The 17,590-nt window shown below is 68.7% G+C and carries 13 protein-coding genes; 4 read left to right on the forward strand and 9 right to left on the reverse strand.

Annotated features, from left to right (window positions below; all coding sequences use genetic code 11):
- Window positions 1–12: 12 nt before the first annotated feature.
- The 3 genes from ASD90_RS16975 to ASD90_RS16985 form a co-directional block, all read right to left on the reverse strand.
- Window positions 13–441 (reverse strand): hypothetical protein, encoded by a 429-nt coding sequence (locus ASD90_RS16975; protein WP_157610927.1) that lies wholly within the window; start codon window positions 439–441, stop codon window positions 13–15.
- A 72-nt stretch (window positions 442–513) separates the two neighbouring features.
- Window positions 514–2,178, reverse strand: a complete 1,665-nt coding sequence (locus ASD90_RS16980; RefSeq protein WP_056759212.1) for a nuclease-related domain-containing DEAD/DEAH box helicase — start codon at window positions 2,176–2,178, stop codon at window positions 514–516.
- 114 nt (window positions 2,179–2,292) lie between these two features.
- Window positions 2,293–3,303 (reverse strand): aldo/keto reductase family protein, encoded by a 1,011-nt coding sequence (locus tag ASD90_RS16985; RefSeq protein WP_056759214.1) that lies wholly within the window; start codon window positions 3,301–3,303, stop codon window positions 2,293–2,295.
- Between the two features lie 225 nt (window positions 3,304–3,528).
- On the opposite strand from ASD90_RS16985, the gene ASD90_RS16990 reads away from it, so the two are divergent.
- Window positions 3,529–3,936: a hypothetical protein gene (locus ASD90_RS16990; RefSeq protein ID WP_056759216.1), complete on the forward strand. Its 408-nt coding sequence runs from the start codon at window positions 3,529–3,531 to the stop codon at window positions 3,934–3,936.
- Window positions 3,937–4,070: 134 nt separating this feature from the next.
- On the opposite strand, the gene ASD90_RS16995 is transcribed toward ASD90_RS16990, so the two are convergent.
- Window positions 4,071–5,498, reverse strand: a complete 1,428-nt coding sequence (locus tag ASD90_RS16995) for an NAD-dependent malic enzyme (protein WP_056759218.1) — start codon at window positions 5,496–5,498, stop codon at window positions 4,071–4,073.
- A gap of 268 nt (window positions 5,499–5,766) precedes the next feature.
- Between ASD90_RS16995 and ASD90_RS17000 the strand changes: the two genes are divergently transcribed.
- Window positions 5,767–8,181 (forward strand): heavy metal translocating P-type ATPase, encoded by a 2,415-nt coding sequence (locus tag ASD90_RS17000; protein WP_082588814.1) that lies wholly within the window; start codon window positions 5,767–5,769, stop codon window positions 8,179–8,181.
- 524 nt (window positions 8,182–8,705) lie between these two features.
- On the opposite strand, the gene ASD90_RS23625 is transcribed toward ASD90_RS17000, so the two are convergent.
- Complete coding sequence (locus ASD90_RS23625) at window positions 8,706–8,867, reverse strand: hypothetical protein (protein ID WP_157623217.1); 162 nt, start codon at window positions 8,865–8,867, stop codon at window positions 8,706–8,708.
- A 149-nt stretch (window positions 8,868–9,016) separates the two neighbouring features.
- Between ASD90_RS23625 and ASD90_RS17005 the strand changes: the two genes are divergently transcribed.
- Together ASD90_RS17005 and ASD90_RS17010 are read left to right on the forward strand one after the other, a co-directional pair.
- On the forward strand, window positions 9,017–10,933 hold the full coding sequence (locus ASD90_RS17005) for a potassium transporter Kup (protein WP_235506729.1): 1,917 nt from the start codon (window positions 9,017–9,019) through the stop codon (window positions 10,931–10,933).
- A gap of 122 nt (window positions 10,934–11,055) precedes the next feature.
- Window positions 11,056–11,259: a three-helix bundle dimerization domain-containing protein gene (locus tag ASD90_RS17010; protein ID WP_056759222.1), complete on the forward strand. Its 204-nt coding sequence runs from the start codon at window positions 11,056–11,058 to the stop codon at window positions 11,257–11,259.
- Between the two features lie 290 nt (window positions 11,260–11,549).
- Here ASD90_RS17010 and ASD90_RS17015 read toward each other — a convergent pair whose 3' ends face one another.
- From ASD90_RS17015 to ASD90_RS17030, 4 genes are all read right to left on the reverse strand, one after another.
- On the reverse strand, window positions 11,550–12,131 hold the full coding sequence (locus tag ASD90_RS17015; protein WP_057588591.1) for a hypothetical protein: 582 nt from the start codon (window positions 12,129–12,131) through the stop codon (window positions 11,550–11,552).
- A 909-nt stretch (window positions 12,132–13,040) separates the two neighbouring features.
- On the reverse strand, window positions 13,041–15,968 hold the full coding sequence (locus tag ASD90_RS17020) for a vitamin B12-dependent ribonucleotide reductase (protein WP_056759228.1): 2,928 nt from the start codon (window positions 15,966–15,968) through the stop codon (window positions 13,041–13,043).
- Window positions 15,969–16,061: 93 nt separating this feature from the next.
- A complete protein-coding gene (nrdR, locus tag ASD90_RS17025) occupies window positions 16,062–16,559 on the reverse strand; it encodes a transcriptional regulator NrdR (RefSeq protein WP_056759230.1) in 498 nt (165 codons plus the stop codon).
- A 489-nt stretch (window positions 16,560–17,048) separates the two neighbouring features.
- Window positions 17,049–17,477: a Crp/Fnr family transcriptional regulator gene (locus ASD90_RS17030; protein ID WP_056759233.1), complete on the reverse strand. Its 429-nt coding sequence runs from the start codon at window positions 17,475–17,477 to the stop codon at window positions 17,049–17,051.
- Window positions 17,478–17,590 lie beyond the last annotated feature (113 nt).

Here is a 17,590-nt window from a genome sequence, read left to right on the forward strand (position 1 = left end):
GCGACGGCCCGATCAGGACGCGGCCGAGAGCGGCTCCGGAAGCCGGAAGACTCCGTCACCCGTCGCGAGGTAGAAGCCGAGGAGATCGACGTCATGGGTCGCACAGCGGTCGATCGCCAGCTGGTGCCAGGCCCGGTCGACGTCGTCCGGCAGGGTGCCACGCGGTCGGCCGCGACCGATGAGGACCGAGCCGTCGTTGTCGGCGACGAGCGGCAACAGCATGCTGAGCAGCTGGCCCAACCCGCTCGCGTCGGCATCCGGGGGCACGTCGTGAAGCAGGATCGGCTGGATGCCACGATCCTCGGCGTCACAGATCACCAGGGCGACGCATCCGGTGACGCGGTCGGTGTCGCCGATGATCACGTCGATGACGTCCGCCGCGACGCGGCGGTTGGTCAGGGGGATCTCACTGGCCCGAGGGGGCAGGTCTTCGAAGGTCATGCCCGCCATCGTCATCCGGACGCACGGCATCGCGTCAGAGTTGTCCCCAGCTCGCTGCCCACCTCGCAGGGGTCAGGTGATCCCGAGGCGGTGGGCGACCTGGTCGCCGCCGATCTCGCGGATGAAGTCGGGGTCCCCGACGACGACGAGCTCATCGGTGGCGCGCGACATGCCGACGTAGAGCATCTCGCGGGCGCGGTCGGTGTTCTTCGCGTTGACGCAGAGGACGACCGCGCGACGCTCGAGCCCTTTGCAGCCCAGCACGTGACCGTAGAAGACGTCGTCGTTGTCCCAGAAGGACCGCCAGTAGCCGACGTGACCGTCCGCCTCCTGACGCTCGACCTGTGCCGGGTGCCGCGACCCCATCGTCAGGAGAGCGACGTGCTGCGGCTGCCATCCCTCCTCGAGAAGCAGGTCGACCTGGTCGTCGGCGCTGCCGATCGCCTCGTCCCGGCTGCAGGGTACGAAGCGGACGTCGGCGCCGGCGCCGCCACGGAGGTGCATCCGCATCGGCGCGAGCGGGCCGAAGGCGCGCGCGATCTGCTGGGTGTTGCGCAGGTTGTGGTCGAGCACGAGCGGGACGAGCGGCACCGGGGGCTGGCCGAAGCGCGCAAAGATCCGCTGGTTCTCGTCGGAGTAGACGTAGAGACCGCCCTCGTCCTCGTCGCGCAGCGCCTTCATGAGGGGGTACCACCAGTGGTCGGCGAAGTCCTGGGCCTCGTCGACGATCACGGCGTCGAACTTCTTGCCCTCCGGTAGTGCCGCGGCGATCTCGGTCATCCGGGCGGCGAGGTCTCGCTCCCAGAAGGCGGCGTCGTTGCGGTCGTGCGAGGCCGTGTCAATGCCCCACTCGTTCGCGAGGTCCTCGAACGACCCGACAAAGGCCGGCCGGTGGTGCCGCGACACCCCGGCTAGCTGCCGCGTGAAGTACTGCGAGAGCCCGATCGAGTAGCAGACGAGCGCCACGCGCTGCGCCTTGCGATCTCCCTGACCGCGGGTCAGGTCCTTGGCCTGGGTCAGGGCGAGGATCGTCTTGCCGCTGCCGGCCCCGCCCCGGATCTCCATGCGCCTGATCAGTCTCGTCACCGACAGCAGGGTGGCCTGCTCCTGGGTGAGCCGGTCAGCGGCAGCCTCGCGCTCGTCGGCATCGCCCGTGATGTCGTGAACCGGGAAGCTGCGTCCCGTGAGGATCTCGAGGATGAGCTCGACGTCGTCCGCGTTGGGCACGCGTTGGGAGTTCTCCTGCAGCTCGCAGACGTCGTGCAGCCGCCCGGCGAGGTCGGCGAGGTCACCACGTCCGCTGATCATCCAGCGAGGGCAGTCGGGGGTGGCGAAGTCGTCGGCGACATCCGTGAAGGGCACCACGATGGCGTGCCCCCAGCGCACCCGGCTGTGCCTGCCCTTCCATCGGGGGTCGTCCTCGACGAACGTGCGCAGGACGTACTTGCCGTCCCGGCACTGGTCGACCGGCCGTACTCGGCTGCGTCGGGTGCCACCACCAGACCACCACTGCCCCTGCTCGTCGACCGAGACGCTGCCACCCTTGACCTCGACGACGACGATGCCGACCCGAGGCATGATGACCACGACGTCGAGCTCGTGGTCCTTCAGTGCCGAGGCGAGCCGCACGTTCGGGATCAGGACCGTGTCGTCACCCGCGGTCCGACACAGCCTCTCCCAGACCAACCGCTCAGACTCGTGCGCGAAGCGCGGCGTCTCCCCCACCACCCTGACCATTCCGCGACGGTAACGGCCCGGGTGCCACCGAGGGCGTATGCCGCCCGGCGCGTCCCACGGAACACGGCGGGCCGGCATACGCCCTCGGTGGTCGTGCCCCCTTATGCGCGTGTGTCAGGCGACGCGCTGCTGCGGTGCCGTCTCCTTGGTCTTGCCCGGGTCCCTCTCGACGATGTCGCCGAGGACGTCGTCGATCTTCGTCATGAGCTCGGGCTCGAGCGTCACGCCAGCCGCCTTGACGTTCTCGGCGACCTGCTCCGGGCGCGAGGCGCCGACGAGCGCAGCGGCAACGTTCGGGTTCTGGAGCACCCAGGCCACGGCGAGCTGCGCCATCGTCAGGCCGGCCTCGTCGGCGATCGGCTTGAGGTTCTGCACGCGGGTCAGCACGTCGTCGTTCATGAAGCGCTTGATCATGTCGGCGCCGCCCTTCTCGTCAGCGGCACGCGAGCCCTCGGGCGGCTGCTGGCCGGGCTGGTACTTGCCCGTGAGCACGCCCTGCGCGATGGGGCTCCACACGATCTGGCTCACGCCGAGCTCCTCGCACGTCGGGACGACCTCGCCCTCGATGACGCGCCACAGCATCGAGTACTGCGGCTGGCTCGAGATGAGCTGGAAGCCGAGCTCCTTGGAGAGCGCGACGCCCTCGCGGATCTGGTCGGCGGTCCACTCGCTGACGCCGATGTAGAGCGCCTTGCCCTGACGGACGACGTCGGCGAAGGCCTGCATCGTCTCCTCGAGCGGCGTCTCGGTGTCGTAGCGATGGGCCTGGTAGAGGTCGACGTAGTCGGTCTGGAGCCGCTCGAGCGAGCCGTTGATCGACTCCAGGATGTGCTTGCGGGAGAGGCCGGTGTCGTTCTTGCCGCCGGGGCCCGTGGGCCAGTAGACCTTCGTGAAGATCTCAAGGCTCTCGCGCCGCTCTCCCTTGAGGGCGTCGCCGAGGACGCTCTCGGCCTTGGTGTTGGCGTAGACGTCGGCCGTGTCGAAGGTGCTGATGCCGGCGTCGAGTGCGGCCTGGACGCACTGGGTGGCGACGTCGTTCTCGACCTGCGACCCGTGGGTCAGCCAGTTGCCGTAGGTGATCTCGGAGATCTTGAGTCCGCTGTTGCCGAGGTATCGGAAGTTCATCCGTCCACCGTATGCCGCCCCGCTGACTCCGCCAGAGGCGCCCGGTCGACTGGTGAGACGGTCCACGACGAGTGCACGCGGAACTGTCGCGGCGGGTACGAACGTTGCTCAGTCACCGACGACCGGTCAGCCGGTTGGAGCGGAATCTTCACGTTCACGTGAACGTTGAAGCCCATGAGGAACGCGTGGACAAAGTGTCCACGCCCGACCCGGAGGGGGTGCACCGTGAGGCGAAGGAAGTACGAGGAGTTCGAAGAGGACAACGGAACCGTGCTGCGCTACGCCCGTCACGACAACGGTGGCGGTTTCGTCGAGTCGCACGCCCACGTCGACCCGGCGGCCTACGTCGCCGAGAACGCCTACGTCGACCGCGGCGCGGGAGTCGGCGCTGGAGCCCGCATCGCGACGGGCGCCTGGATCGACCGCGGCGCCGTCGTCCACGCCGGCGCCAGCATCGGCACGACCGCGCACGTCGCGGCAGGTGCCGTCATCGGACGCGACGCGCGCATCGGCGCACGTGCCAAGGTCGGCGCGAACGCCCACGTCTGGGACGGCGTCCGCGTCGACAGCGACGACGTCATCGCCGAGGGCTCCGTCGTCCGCAGCGGCTCGCAGCGCCGCCGCGCCGCCTGACTGCACCGGAGTCCCGACCTCGTCGTCGTGCGACAGCCCAGGCGCGACGGCGTTCACCGAAGTCTCCGAGTCCTGACCCGACGCGCCTCCGACGCGACTTTCGGAGGCGCGTCCGTCAAGGACCGAGAGGCGTTCTAGAACCCCGCCTTCGACTCGCCCGACGCGGAACTAGCTTCGACGCCAGCGCCGGCGGCAGCGCGTACGGCCGCAGCGACGGCTGGCGCGACGCTCGCGTCGAAGACGCTGGGGATGATGAAGCTCGCGTTGAGTTCGCCCGGCTCGACCGAGTCGGCGATGGCGCTGGCAGCGGCGACCATCATCGCGTCGGTGATGTCGGAGACGCCCGCATCGAGGAGTCCCCGGAAGAAGCCGGGGAAGACGAGGACGTTGTTGATCTGGTTCGGGTGGTCCGAGCGGCCCGTGGCGACGACGGCGGCGTGCTCGCTCGCGGCGATCGGGTCGACCTCGGGCACGGGGTTGGCGAGGGCGAAGACGATGGCGTCGGGAGCCATGGTCGCGATGTCGTCACCCGTCAGCAGGTCCGGAGCCGACACTCCGATGAAGACGTCCGCACCGACGAGGACCTCCTTGAGGGTGCCGCTCTGGTGACCGGTGTTCGTGTGGTCGGCGATCCACTGGCGGAAGGGCTCCATGCCCTCGTTGCCGTTGTGGACTGCACCCGTGCGGCCGCACGCGACGATGTCACGGGCGCCCTGGGAGAGCAGTAGGCGGATGATCGCGTGGCCCGCCGCGCCCACACCGGAGACGACGATGTGCACGTCGTCGATGGACTTGTTGACGACCCTCAGGGCGTTCTTGAGCGCCGCGAGGACGACGATCGCCGTGCCGTGCTGGTCGTCGTGGAAGACGGGGATGTCGAGCAGGCCACGAAGGCGTGCCTCGATCTCGAAACACCTTGGAGCAGAGATGTCCTCGAGGTTGATGCCGCCATAGACGGGGGCGATGGCGCGCACGATCTCGACGATCGCGTCGGGGTCCTGGGTGTCGAGGCAGACCGGCCAGGCGTCGACTCCCCCGAACTGCTTGAAGAGCGCGGCCTTGCCCTCCATGACGGGAAGGGCTGCGAGCGGGCCGATGTTGCCCAGGCCCAGCACCGCCGACCCGTCGGTCACGACAGCGACGGTGTTGCGCTTGATCGTCAGGCGGCGAGCGTCCTCGGGATGCTCGACGATGGCCTGGCAGATGCGGGCGACACCCGGCGTGTAGGCGCGCGAGAGGTCGTCGCGGTGCTTGAGCGGCACCTTGGGGTTCACCTCGATCTTGCCGCCGAGGTGGAGCAGGAACGTCTGGTCGCTGACCTTGCGCACGACCGCGCCCGGGATCGCGGAGATCGCCTCGGTGATGAGGTGCCCGTGGGCCTCGTCCTTGGTGTCGCACGTGACGTCGACGACGAGCCGGTCGGTGCGGCTCTCTGCGACGTCGAGCGCCGTGAGTGCTCCCCCGGTGGACGAGACGGCGGTGGTGAGGGCCGAGGTCGCGTTGGCGGCGGCCGGCACCTCGACCCGGACGGTGATCGAGTACCCAGGACTCGGGATGGCCATGACAGTCCTCTCGCGCAGAGCATCGTTTGCCCGACGAGCCCATCCTCTACCCACAGCCCACCCGGGTATGTCACTACGGAGACGCCACGCCCAGCAGGGGCGTCATGGCCTCCGGGCCCGGTAGGAGACTCGACCGTCGCAGGCTCCCCATGTCTGGCTCGTGTCGCAGCCGCGATACCCCGGCGGTCCAGGCAGGGACGCGACCCACGGGCGCGTGGCAGCTCACCGGTCCCCTTGCGCACATACCCCATGGGGGTATGCTGAAGGCATGGACACGCACAGCGAACACTCGATCTCCCCGACGGGCTCGTTGGTGCAGGACCCCGTCTGTGGCATGGACGTCGACCCCGCCACCAGCGAGCACCACCTCGAGCGAGACGGCCACGACTACTACTTCTGCTCCGCCGGCTGCCGCGCGACGTTCGAGACGCAGCCGGACGCGTACCGGAACAGCCCGGAAGGACCTGCGGGCACCGTTCACGACCACGCAGGTCACGACCACGCAGGGAACGCGCACACTGGCGATCCACACCATGAGCACGCCTCTGGCGCAGCGGTGGCCGCAGGGGACGTCGCGGAGTGGACGTGCCCGATGCACCCCGAGATCCGGCGGCCCGGTCCCGGCACCTGCCCCATCTGCGGCATGGCCCTCGAGCCGGTCACCGTGACCGCGGACAGCGGCCCCAACCCCGTGCTGGCCGACATGACCCGCCGGTTCAAGGTCGCGGTCGCCCTCACCATCCCCGTGCTCGTCCTGTCCATGGGTCGCGACCTCGTCCCCGCCCTGCACGACGCCATCCCCGCCTCCGTGGCCACCTGGGGGCAGCTCGTCCTGGCGACCCCAGTCGTGCTGTGGGCCGGGTGGCCGTTCTTCGAGCGCGGATGGACCTCCGTCCGGACGATGAAGCTCAACATGTTCACCCTCATCGCGATGGGCACCGGCGTCGCCTGGTTGTTCAGTGTCGTCGCCACCGTCGTGCCGCAGGTCTTTCCCGAGGCCTTCCGGATGGACGGGACGGTCGACGTCTACTTCGAGGCCGCCGCCGTCATCACCACGCTCGTCCTGCTCGGGCAGGTCCTCGAGCTACGCGCCCGAGAGAGCACGTCCGGCGCCATCCGCGCCCTCCTCGACCTCACCCCCAAGACCGCACACCGCATCAGCCCGGACGGCAACGAAGCCGACGTCACCCTCGACCAGGTCCAGGTCGGCGACTTCCTGCGCGTCCGGCCCGGCGAGTCCGTCCCCGTCGACGGGGCCGTCCAGGACGGTCGCTCGACCCTCGACGAGTCCATGGTGACCGGCGAGTCGATGCCCGTCACCAAGCAGGCGGGCGACTCCGTCATCGGCGGCACCGTGAACCAGACCGGGTCGATCGTCATGCGCGCCGACAAGGTCGGCCGGGACACGATGCTCGCCCGCATCGTGCAGATGGTCGCCGACGCGCAACGCTCCCGCGCCCCCATCCAGCGGCTCGCCGACAAGGTCTCGGCCGTGTTCGTGCCCGTCGTGATCGTCGCCGCCCTGGTGGCGTTCACCGTCTGGGCCACCGTCGGACCCGACCCGCAACTGGCACACGCCCTCGTGGTCGCGGTCAGCGTCCTGATCATCGCCTGCCCCTGCGCTCTGGGGCTCGCCACGCCGGTCTCGATCATGGTCGGCGTCGGGCGCGGCGCCTCCCTCGGCGTCCTCATCAAGAACGCCGAAGCACTGGAGCGGATGGAGAAGGTCGACACCCTCGTCGTCGACAAGACCGGCACCCTGACCCAGGGCCGCCCCTCCGTCACCCACGTCACGGCCGCCGACGGCGTGGACGAGAACGAGGTCCTGCGGCTCGCCGCGGGCGTCGAACGCGCCAGCGAGCACCCTCTCGGGCTGGCGGTCGTCCGGGCCGCCACCGAGGCCGGACTCAACGTTCCTGACGTCGCAGACTTCGACGCGCCCGTCGGCAAGGGCGTCACCGGTACGGCCGACGGGCGACGGGTTCTCGTGGGCAGCCAGCGCTTCCTGGCCGAGCACGACGTCGACACCGCCGGCCTGGACGCCGAGGCCGACCGGTTACGAGCCGACGGAGCAAGCGTTGTCTACGTCGCGCTCGACAGTCGCGCCGCCGGTGTCCTCGCCATCGCCGACCCGGTCAAGGACACCACCGCCGCCGCTCTGCAGGCGCTGCGCGCGGACGGCATCGACGTCGTCATGCTCACCGGCGACAACCAGGTCACCGCGGACGCCGTCGCCCGCAGCCTCGGCATCGACCGCGTCGAGGCGGAGGTCCTTCCCGACCACAAGAGCGACGTCGTCAAGGCCCTGCGCGCCGAAGGGCGCGTCGTCGCCATGGCCGGTGACGGCGTCAATGACGCACCTGCCCTGACCGCCGCCGATGTCGGCATCGCCATGAGCACCGGCACCGACGTCGCCATCGAGAGCGCCGGCGTGACCCTTCTCAAGGGCGACCTCACCGGCATCGTCCGCTCCCGGGCGCTGTCCAAGGCCACGATGTCGAACATCCGCCAGAACCTCGTGTTCGCCTTCATCTACAACGCTGCCGGCATCCCCCTCGCCGCCGGAGTGCTCTACCCGACCTTCGGGATCCTGCTCTCCCCGATGATCGCGGCAGCCGCCATGGCCCTGTCCTCCGTCAGCGTCATCAGCAACGCCCTCCGTCTCCGCAAGCAGCGGCTCTGACGACCCCGTCAAGGGCCGAGATCGACGTTTCCGATTCCTCCGATGCGACGACGCCGGCCCGGCCTCCTGCAGAGGGGCCGGGCCGGCGTCTCTTGCCGCTCAGCCAACGTCCCCTGACGTATCTGGTGACATTGCTGACCAACTGGATGTCACTCGCACTCAAGCCGTTCGTGACATTTCCTGACCGTTGGCGGTCAGCTGTCATCGGTCAGAGGATGTCCGATCGATGGTCACGATGACATTAGGAGGCGAGGAGCTCGGCCAGCCGAAGGCCGATGAGCACGCAGGCCGGCATGGTCGGGACAGAGACGATCCGAGGCATGATCGGCGACGAAGGGCTTCGTCGCTGAGGAACTGCATGCCGATGACGGGACGATCCGCGGTTGGCAGAGCGGAGCTTCACCGTTCCCCTGCTCTTCGGCGTCACGAACCCAGCCCGCATGGCCCAGGTGTTGGGCGACGCGCGGAACTGCTGACCGATGACGTCACTGGTGTGCGGGAGCTCGATCTGGACGATGCTCGCATCAGGACCCGCAGTGGATGGCCTGGCGTTCGATGATCCCGAACCAGGGCTCGACAAGGTTCAGCCGTGCCGCTGCGGCGCGGGTGGAGTGGATGTGGATGCGCGGGTTCGCCGCGAGCCGGTCACGGACCTCGCCTTTGTGGGCGGCCTCGTTGTCCATCACGAGGTGCAGCCCGGTCCGTCGGCCGTGTCGGGATGTGAATGAGCTCGTCGCGCGGACGCCGGCACCCGTGCCACGATGACGTTGTGACTTCCGCGGGCGAAGCGACACCGCCGGCCGCGCGGCAACCAGAAACCGCCGGACCGGATGCGGTGCGCCCGGGTGGCACCCACGCCCACCATCACCGCAGCGGCAGGACGCTCCCGCTGGCGCTCGGCGCCCTGGGCATCGTCTTCGGCGACATCGGCACGAGCCCGCTCTATGCGATGCAGACGGTCTTCAGCATCGAGCACAACACGGTGCGGGCCACCCGAGGTGATGTGCTCGGCGTGATCTCGATGGTCCTGTGGTCGATCACCCTCGTCGTGTCGATGAAGTACGTGTCGCTCGCCATGCGGGCCGACAACGACGGGGAGGGTGGCATCCTCGCTCTCGTGGCGCTCTTGCGCCGTTACCTGCAGGGCACCCGTCGGCTCGCAGTGGTGATGGCGATGGGCGTGCTCGGCGCTGCCTTGTTCTACGGGGACGCGGTGATCACGCCCGCCATCTCGGTCCTGTCGGCGATCGAGGGACTCGAGGTCGCCAACCCCACCCTTGCCGACCTCGTGCTGCCCATGGCCCTCGTCGTGCTGTCCGGGCTGTTCGTCATCCAGCGTTGGGGCACGGGCGTCGTGGGCAAGGCCTTCGGTCCGGTGATGGTGCTCTGGTTCACGGTGCTCTTCGTGCTCGGCCTCCCCCACATCGTCGCGAACCCCGAGATCCTCCAAGCCATCTCGCCGACGTTCGCGTTCATGTTCGTCGCCCAGCACCCGTTCATCGCGTTCGTCGCCATGGGTGGGGTGGTGCTGACCATCACCGGTGCCGAGGCGCTGTATGCCGACATGGGTCACTTCGGCGCCCGCTCGATCCGCCTCTCCTGGTACTTCGTCGTCTTCCCCGCGCTCGCCGTCAACTACCTCGGGCAGGGTGCGATGATCCTCGCTGACCCGTCCGCCGTGTCGAACCCCTTCTTCCTGCTGGCCCCGTCGTGGGCGACCCTGCCCCTCGTGCTGCTCGCCACGGTGGCCACCGTCATCGCCTCGCAGGCAGTCATCTCCGGCGCCTTCTCGGTGTCGCGCCAGGCCGTGCGCCTGGGGATGCTGCCCCGGCTCGCGGTGCGGCACACGTCCCGGGAGGAGGGCGGCCAGATCTACGTGCCCGTCATCAACTGGATCCTCTTCGTCGGGGTGCTCGTGCTGACCGCGACGTTCCGCAGCTCGAGCCGGCTCGCGGCGGCATACGGGCTGGCGGTCACGGGCACCCTGCTGCTGACGAGCGCGCTCTTCCTGCTGCTCGCGAGGTACGTGTGGCAGGTCCAGACGTGGAAGCTCGTCGTGTACATCGTGCTCGTCGTCACCCTCGAGCTGACCTTCCTCGGCGCCAACCTCACGAAGATCGTCAACGGCGGCTGGCTGCCGCTCGTCATCGCGGCCCTTGTCGTCGCGATCATGACGACGTTCAGGCGCGGTGCCGATGCGCTGCATGCCGAGGAACGAGACCTGGAGGGCCCGCTCCGGCTCTTCCTCAAGGTGCTTCACGACCACCCTGAGCTCGTCCGGCGCGTTCCCGGGGTGGCCGTTTTCCCGCACCCCAACGCGACGACGACGCCGCTCGCGCTACGCGCCAACGCCGACTTCAACCGGGTGGTCCACGAACGGGTCATCCTCGTGCAGATCGTCAACGAGAACGTGCCCCACATCCGCCATGTCGACCGCGTCGAGGTCGACGACCTGGGCGACGCCACCGACGGGTTCGTGCACGTCAAGGTGCACGTGGGCTTCACCGACAGCCAGGACATCCCCAAGGGACTGGCGCTGGCGGTCGGCACATCGCCTGAGCTCGACGTCGACCTCGATCAGGCCCACTACTTCCTGTCGGTGCTGACCGTTCAGGCGACGGGCCACCGTGGGCTGCGCACGTGGCGCAAGCGGCTCTATGCGTGGATGTACCACAACGCCGCGAACCGGACGGAGGTCTTCCACCTGCCACCCGAGCGCACCATCGTCATGGGCGCCCACGTCGAGCTCTAGCCGGCCACTGGCCCGGGACCCGTGCGGTGCTCTCTGGAGAATCACCAAGACTGCGCGTTCGCGCGCGGCCGCAAACCAGCAGAGTGCATGGTCAGCGAGCGAGTTTGCGGCATCATTGGCCAATGGACGGCACGGCAGAGATGCGGGCGCTCGCGGAAGTGCAGGAGCGCCTGCAGGCTCGCTTTCCGGAGTTGGACCCGGGGGTCGTTGAGGCGGCCGTGCGATTGGCGCATGCAGAGCTGAACGGCCCGGTCCGTGCCTTTGTCCCTGTTCTGGTCGAGCGTGCCGCGCGTGAACGTCTGGCGTTCACCGTCCGGGACAGCTGACTCGCGCGTCGTCGGGGCCCTGGGCGAAGCTCCTCATTGCTGGCCCACAGTGGACCCACTGTCCTCGCGCGTGTTCGCCCTGGCGGCTCGGAGAGGCTGCTTCTCGAGGCCAGTTGCTCGTCGAGGTGCTCGCCGTGCACGACATGTCGACGATGCCAACAGCAGCCAGGACGACGGCAGTGCGGCGACGCTCGGCGCGGGGGCCGCGCTCTTCGAGCGGGGGCGACGATCCGGGCCCTGACCCGCGACGCGCCGGCCTGCAGAGGCGTGTGCAGCCCCCGTCTCGGGCGTCACCTCTCGCGCGTTCGATCACCAACGACCGCGCCGCGTCCCCAGGTCATGCCTGACTGCACAACGGGGGAGGGTTCGGCAGCGCCGAGGCAGTGCACGGCGCTGCTCAGCATCCGTCGGAGGGCTGCGTCGGCGACGTCCTGTGGGCACTGCTGGACCGCGAGGACCGCGAGGTCGACACTGCGGAAGGCCGCGCCCCGCCTGTACAGCAGGTGTCGTCTGGAGTCACCGGGACGGCTACGTCGAACAGCGGCGTCATGCAGTCCGCGCAGCACGAGGGTGGGTCTGTGTGCGAGGGCGACGCGTGTGCATTCCGCGGCGATGCGGGCGTACGCCTGAGGGTCGTCCGTATCGGCCCAGACCAGAGTCGGCACGAGGCCTGCCAACGCGGCCCGCTTGAGGTCCGACGTGGCATCGTTGGCGCGGCGGGCGAGGTGAGCAAGCAACGGGTGGGTGCAGCACGGATGGTCGCTCCATCGCTCGTGGGCGGCGATCGAGACCAGCTCCATGAGGCACACGCCGTCCTCGGATGAGAGGTGTTGGCCCGCACTCAGCGTGGCCCAGTTCTCTTGGCGCGCCATGGCCTCCTCCGCGACCCTTCGCGAGTGACTGCTGCGCTTGCGGGAACCCCCAAGGACGGATAACTCGCTCCTGTAACGGTAGTCCGCCTCGGCGAACCCGGCGAGCGCCCACGACGGACATGCAGCCAGGTGATCCATCGGGGCACGCATTCACCCTCAGGTGGCGTCGTGGTGCCATGGACCGCCCGTTCCCGGAGGAGGAGCCCGACTCGTCCAGCCCGTCACTGCATCCGCCCTCTTGGCTTTCAGGACATGTCGGCGACGGGTTCACGTGCACCGCATGCGGAGTCACCATCCCCGCCGCGAGGTGCTCACCGGACTGCACCAGAACCGGCATCTCGAGCTCGAGCGCCGCCTGGCGCGCACGTGATCCGAGGCGGCCGCACGACCCGCCTGCGCCGATCTGCTCAGCCCAGCGCGTCAGCGGGAGCTGGCCTTGATCGTGACGGCCACGGCAGCGGCCATCCTCGTCACCCGCCAGTGTTCGTCTGCACCGTCAGGTCCGGTGTGTGGCTTCGCTGTGCCGTAGGACGCGGAGAGCCCACCGGCAGCGTGCACTGCATCGGACTGGGTGGCGGCCTCCCGGATGGCTATGACGTTGCGGACGTCGGGTTTTCGACCTGGTTGCTCATTCGCTGTCTGTCCTGGAGTCATCAGACGCGCACAGGCTCGACGTCAAGAGACTCGAGGAGTCCCAGGATGCGCTGCTTGATCTCGTCGACTGCGACGGGCACCCGCAGAGGGGTTGGTGCCACCAACCACTGCATGCACGGCAACGGCCCGGCTCCCCTTTGGGAGCCGGGCCCGTTCGGACTACCGGAATGTCATCGTGATGAAACCAGTGACACTGCTGACCAACTGGATGTCACTCGGCTCAAGCCGTTGGTGACATTTCCTGACCGTTGGCGGTCAGCTGCAGCCGCTGGTGCTTCCGCAGCCCTCGCAGACGTAGCAGGAGCCGGCGGGGCGCATCTTCGTGCCGCAGGTCATGCAGATCGGTGCGTCGGCCGTGATGCCGCCGAACTTCTCGAGCAGCTCGGCCGAGCTGTGGACGTCGCTGGAGATCTCGCGAGCGGAGGCAGCGCCCGCACCCGACTTGACCTCGGCGGCAGCGGCCGGGGACTCGGCATGGGCTTCCTCGGCCTTGTGCTCGGCCCTCTTCGAGACCGGAGCCGACTGCTGGAGCGACTCGAGCTCGTCCTCGAGGTCCTCGTCGGACTCGTCGGACTCGATGTCCTCGTAGGAGCCGGTCTCGACCTGGCGGGCGCGCTCCGACGCCGTGTGGATGCCCATGAAGGAGCGGGTGTCGAAGTCGAGGTAGTCGAGCGCCAGGCGGCGGAAGACGTAGTCCATGATCGACTGCGCCATGCGCACGTCCGGGTCGTCCGTGAGACCGGCCGGCTCGAAGCGGAGGTTCGTGAACTTCTCCACGAACGTCTCGAGCGGCACGCCGTACTGCAGACCGATCGACACGGCGATCGAGAAGGCGTCCATCACGCCGGCCAGCGTCGAGCCCTGCTTGCCGAACTTGAGGAAGATCTCGCCGAGCTGCTGGTCGTCGTAGGTACCGGCCGTGAGGTAGCCCTCGGCGCCACCGACGGCGAACGACGTCGTCTGGGAGGTGCGGCGCTTGGGCAGGCGGCGACGGACCGGGCGGTACTCGATGACCTTCTCGACCTTGACCTCGGCGGCAGCGGCGTCGGCAGCAGCCTTGTTGTCCTTGGCCGTCGAGCCACCGTCGGACAGCGGCTGGCCGACCTTGCAGTTGTCGCGGTAGATCGCGAGCGCCTTGATGCCGAGCTTCCAGCCCTGCATGTAGACGTCCTGGATCTCCTCGACCGTGGCCGTCTCGGGCAGGTTGACCGTCTTGGAGATGGCACCGGAGAGGAATGGCTGCGTCGCGGCCATCATGCGCACGTGGCCCATGGCCGAGATCGAGCGGGCGCCCATCGCGGTGTCGAAGACCTCGTAGTGCTCGGGCTTGAGGCCGGGGGCGTCGATGACGTGACCCTTGTCGGCGATGTACTCGACGATCGCCTCGACGGTCTCGCCGGTGTAGCCCATCTTGCGCAGCGCCCGCGGGATCGTCAGGTTGACGATCTGCATCGAGCCGCCACCGACGAGCTTCTTGAACTTCACGAGCGAGAAGTCCGGCTCGATGCCGGTCGTGTCGCAGTCCATCATGAAGCCGATCGTGCCGGTCGGAGCCAGCACCGACGCCTGGGCGTTGCGGTAGCCGTGCTTCTCACCGAGCTTGACGACGTCGTCCCACGCCTTCGTCGCGAGCTTGTGGACGTCGGAGTCCATCGCGTCGAGCGTCTTGATGTTGTCGTTGGCGGCCTGGTGCTTGCGCATGACCCGCTTGTGGGCGTCCGCGTTGCGGGCGTAGCCGGCGTAGGCGCCGACGACCGAGGCCATCTCGGCGGAACGCTTGTAGGCGGCGCCGGTGAGCAGCGAGGTGATCGAGGCGGCGAGCGCGCGGCCACCCTCGGAGTCGTAGCCGTGGCCGGTCGCCATGAGCAGCGCGCCGAGGTTGGCGTAGCCGATGCCGAGCTGGCGGTAGTTGCGGGTCGTCTCGCCGATGGGCTCGGTCGGGAAGTCCGCGAAGCAGATCGAGATGTCCATCGCCGTGATGACGAGCTCGACGACCTTCTGGAAGGTGACGGCGTCGAACGTGTCGTCGTCGCGCAGGAACTTCAGCAGGTTGAGCGAGGCGAGGTTGCACGATGAGTTGTCGAGCGACATGTACTCCGAGCACGGGTTGGACGCGGTGATCCGGCCGGTCTCGGGGTTGGTGTGCCAGGCGTTGATCGTGTCGTCGTACTGGATGCCCGGGTCGGCGCACTCCCACGCGGCCTTGGCGATCTTGCCGAAGAGCTCACGGGCGTCGACGGTGTCGATGACGGAGCCGTCGCCGCGCGAGCGCAGGCCGAACTCCGTGCCGTCCTCGACGGCCTTCATGAACTCGTCGTTGACGCGGACCGAGTTGTTGGCGTTCTGGTACTGGACCGAGACGATGTCCTTGCCGCCGAGGTCCATGTCGAAGCCGGCGTCGCGCAGGGCGCGGATCTTGTCCTCCTCGCGCGCCTTCGTCTCGACGAACTCCTCGATGTCGGGGTGGTCGACGTCGAGCACGACCATCTTGGCCGCACGACGCGTCGCGCCGCCCGACTTGATGGTGCCGGCGGACGCGTCGGCGCCACGCATGAAGGAGACGGGGCCGGAGGCCGTGCCACCGGAGGAGAGCAGCTCCTTGGAGGAGCGGATGCGGGAGAGGTTGAGGCCGGCGCCGGAGCCGCCCTGGAAGATCTTCCCCTCCTCCTTGTACCAGTTGAGGATCGAGTCCATCGAGTCGTCGACGGCGAGGATGAAGCAGGCGGACACCTGCTGCGGGCTCTTGGTGCCGACGTTGAACCACACGGGCGAGTTGAACGAGAAGACCTGGTGCAGCAGGGCGTGCGTCAGCTCGTGCTCGAAGATCTCGGCGTCGTCGGCCGCGGCGAAGTAGCCGTTGCTCTTGCCGGCGGCGACGTAGGTCAGCACGACGCGGTCGATGAGCTGCTTGAGCGAGACTTCGCGGGCGGCCGTGCCGACGGCGCCGCGGAAGTACTTGGTGGTGACGATGGTGCTGGCGTTGACCGACCAGAAGTCGGGGAACTCGACCCCGCGCTGCTCGAAGATCGTCTCGCCGGTCTTCCAGTTCTGCTGGACGACGTCGCGCTTCTCCCACGTGACCTCGTCGTACGGGTGCACGCCGGGCGTGGTGTAGATGCGCTCGATCTTGACGCCCTTGGCGCCTGCCTTCGAGCGTGAGCTGCGGTTACCGATCTCCGTCATGTCGTGCGGCCTCCCTGACCGAATCTGCTGCTGGTTTAAGTGTTGCGTGGGGCACCGACAGTGCGGGTGCTCCGGACGTGCTGTGGAGGGTGGTTACCGCTGGACGCCGAGCCGGGACGGAGCCGTGGGCTCCTCCCCCAGCGCGTCGTGCTCGGCCCGAAGGAGCGCGATGGCTCCCTCGAAGTCCTCGAGGCTCTCCCACGCCTGGTAGACGCTGGCGAACCTGAGGTACGCGACCTCGTCGAGCTCGCGGAGCGGTTCGAGGACGGCCATGCCGACCTCGTGCGCCTCGATCTCGGCGTTTCCCTGCGACCGGATCGCCTCCTCGACCTTCTGGGCGAGGAGGGCCAGGTCGTCCTCGCTGACGGGCCGTCCCTGGCATGCCTTGCGCACACCCGAGAGGACCTTGGCCCGGCTGAACGGCTCGGAGGCCCCCGACCGCTTGATGACGTTGAGGCTCGAGGTCTCGAGCGTCGTGAAGCGGCGGTTGCACTCGGGGCACTGGCGCCGACGCCTGATGCAGGCGCCGTCGTCGGTGGTGCGCGAGTCGATGACCCGCGAGTCGGTGTGGCGACAGAACGGACAGTGCACGTCTGGTCACCTTTCCTTCCCCGAGACCCAGTCGTTCAACGTTGACGAGCCATCCCGTATGCCGTCTCGCACCCGTTCCGGGGACCCGCCCGGTGTTCGTGGGACCGGTCGGGCTGGGGATGGGTCTGGGGACGACATGGGGATGACCTGTGTGTAACCCCCGTTTGCCTGGGGACTACATGTGGACGTCTTACATCTGTGTAACTACTAGATGTAGGGGTAACTCTAGGCACGGTGTGACCCCGATCGCAAGCACGTGATCCCGGCCCGGCGCGTCGCGCCGCTGACCTGCACAAACGTCACTCCAGTCCCAGGAGTCCCGGCGTGTCGCGCGAGCCCCATCCCAACATCTAGGGGTGGACCGTGCCGCCCACTCCCCCATCTGCGGGTCCACGAGCGTATGCCGTCCGGCCGGGCCCGCGGTCACCGGGCCTTCCGGGGCGCTCCGGCGGCCCCACCGCGGGCGGTGCGGTGACGCGTCTGGGCCGACTAGCTTGCTGCGCCCTCGCTGACCAGCTCCTCGAGCTGGCGCACGCGGGTGACGAGCCCCTTGAGGAGCAGCACGGCGGTGTGCGGGTGCTGGTCGATGAGGTCGGTGAACGCGGCCGGTGAGAGCCGGAAGGCGGTGAGGCCGTCTGGGCCGCTCGTGACGGTGGCCGTGCGCCCCGACCCGTCGATCAGCGACATCTCACCGAAGTAGTCGCCCTTCGACAGCGAACCCACGGCGCGGCCGTCGACGTCGACGTCGGCCGATCCCTTGAGCAGCATCACCATGCCGGCGCCGCGGTCGCCTTGTTTGACGACCGGCACTCGGGGGCCCACCTCCACCGTGGAGCCGCGCGCGATCACCTCTTCGACGAGGTCGTCGGGCAGCTCACAGAAGAGCTCGACCGCGCACAGAGAGTCCTTCAGGCTCATGCTTGCCTCCCACACCCGGGCCCGCCACAGGGGCCAGCCCTTCGACGGTAGTCCTCCGGGGCGGGCCCGGGCGCAATTCGGTGAAGACCGGCCGGCCACCGCGACCCGGACGG

This window comes from Terrabacter sp. Root181 (assembly GCF_001428505.1).
Taxonomy (GTDB): domain Bacteria; phylum Actinomycetota; class Actinomycetes; order Actinomycetales; family Dermatophilaceae; genus Terrabacter.

Bases quoted from the DNA above. Each gene is read 5' to 3' on its own strand.
- ASD90_RS16995 (WP_056759218.1), bottom strand. From the start codon at position 5,498: ATGGCCATCCCGAGTCCTGGGTACTCGATCACCGTCCGGGTCGAGGTG.
- ASD90_RS17000 (WP_082588814.1), top strand. From the start codon at position 5,767: ATGGACACGCACAGCGAACACTCGATCTCCCCGACGGGCTCGTTGGTG.
- ASD90_RS17020 (WP_056759228.1), bottom strand. From the start codon at position 15,968: ATGACGGAGATCGGTAACCGCAGCTCACGCTCGAAGGCAGGCGCCAAG.
- ASD90_RS17030 (WP_056759233.1), bottom strand. From the start codon at position 17,477: ATGAGCCTGAAGGACTCTCTGTGCGCGGTCGAGCTCTTCTGTGAGCTG.
- ASD90_RS16975 (WP_157610927.1), bottom strand. From the start codon at position 441: ATGACCTTCGAAGACCTGCCCCCTCGGGCCAGTGAGATCCCCCTGACC.
- ASD90_RS17015 (WP_057588591.1), bottom strand. From the start codon at position 12,131: ATGGCGCGCCAAGAGAACTGGGCCACGCTGAGTGCGGGCCAACACCTC.
- ASD90_RS17010 (WP_056759222.1), top strand. From the start codon at position 11,056: ATGGACGGCACGGCAGAGATGCGGGCGCTCGCGGAAGTGCAGGAGCGC.
- ASD90_RS16985 (WP_056759214.1), bottom strand. From the start codon at position 3,303: ATGAACTTCCGATACCTCGGCAACAGCGGACTCAAGATCTCCGAGATC.
- ASD90_RS16980 (WP_056759212.1), bottom strand. From the start codon at position 2,178: ATGGTCAGGGTGGTGGGGGAGACGCCGCGCTTCGCGCACGAGTCTGAG.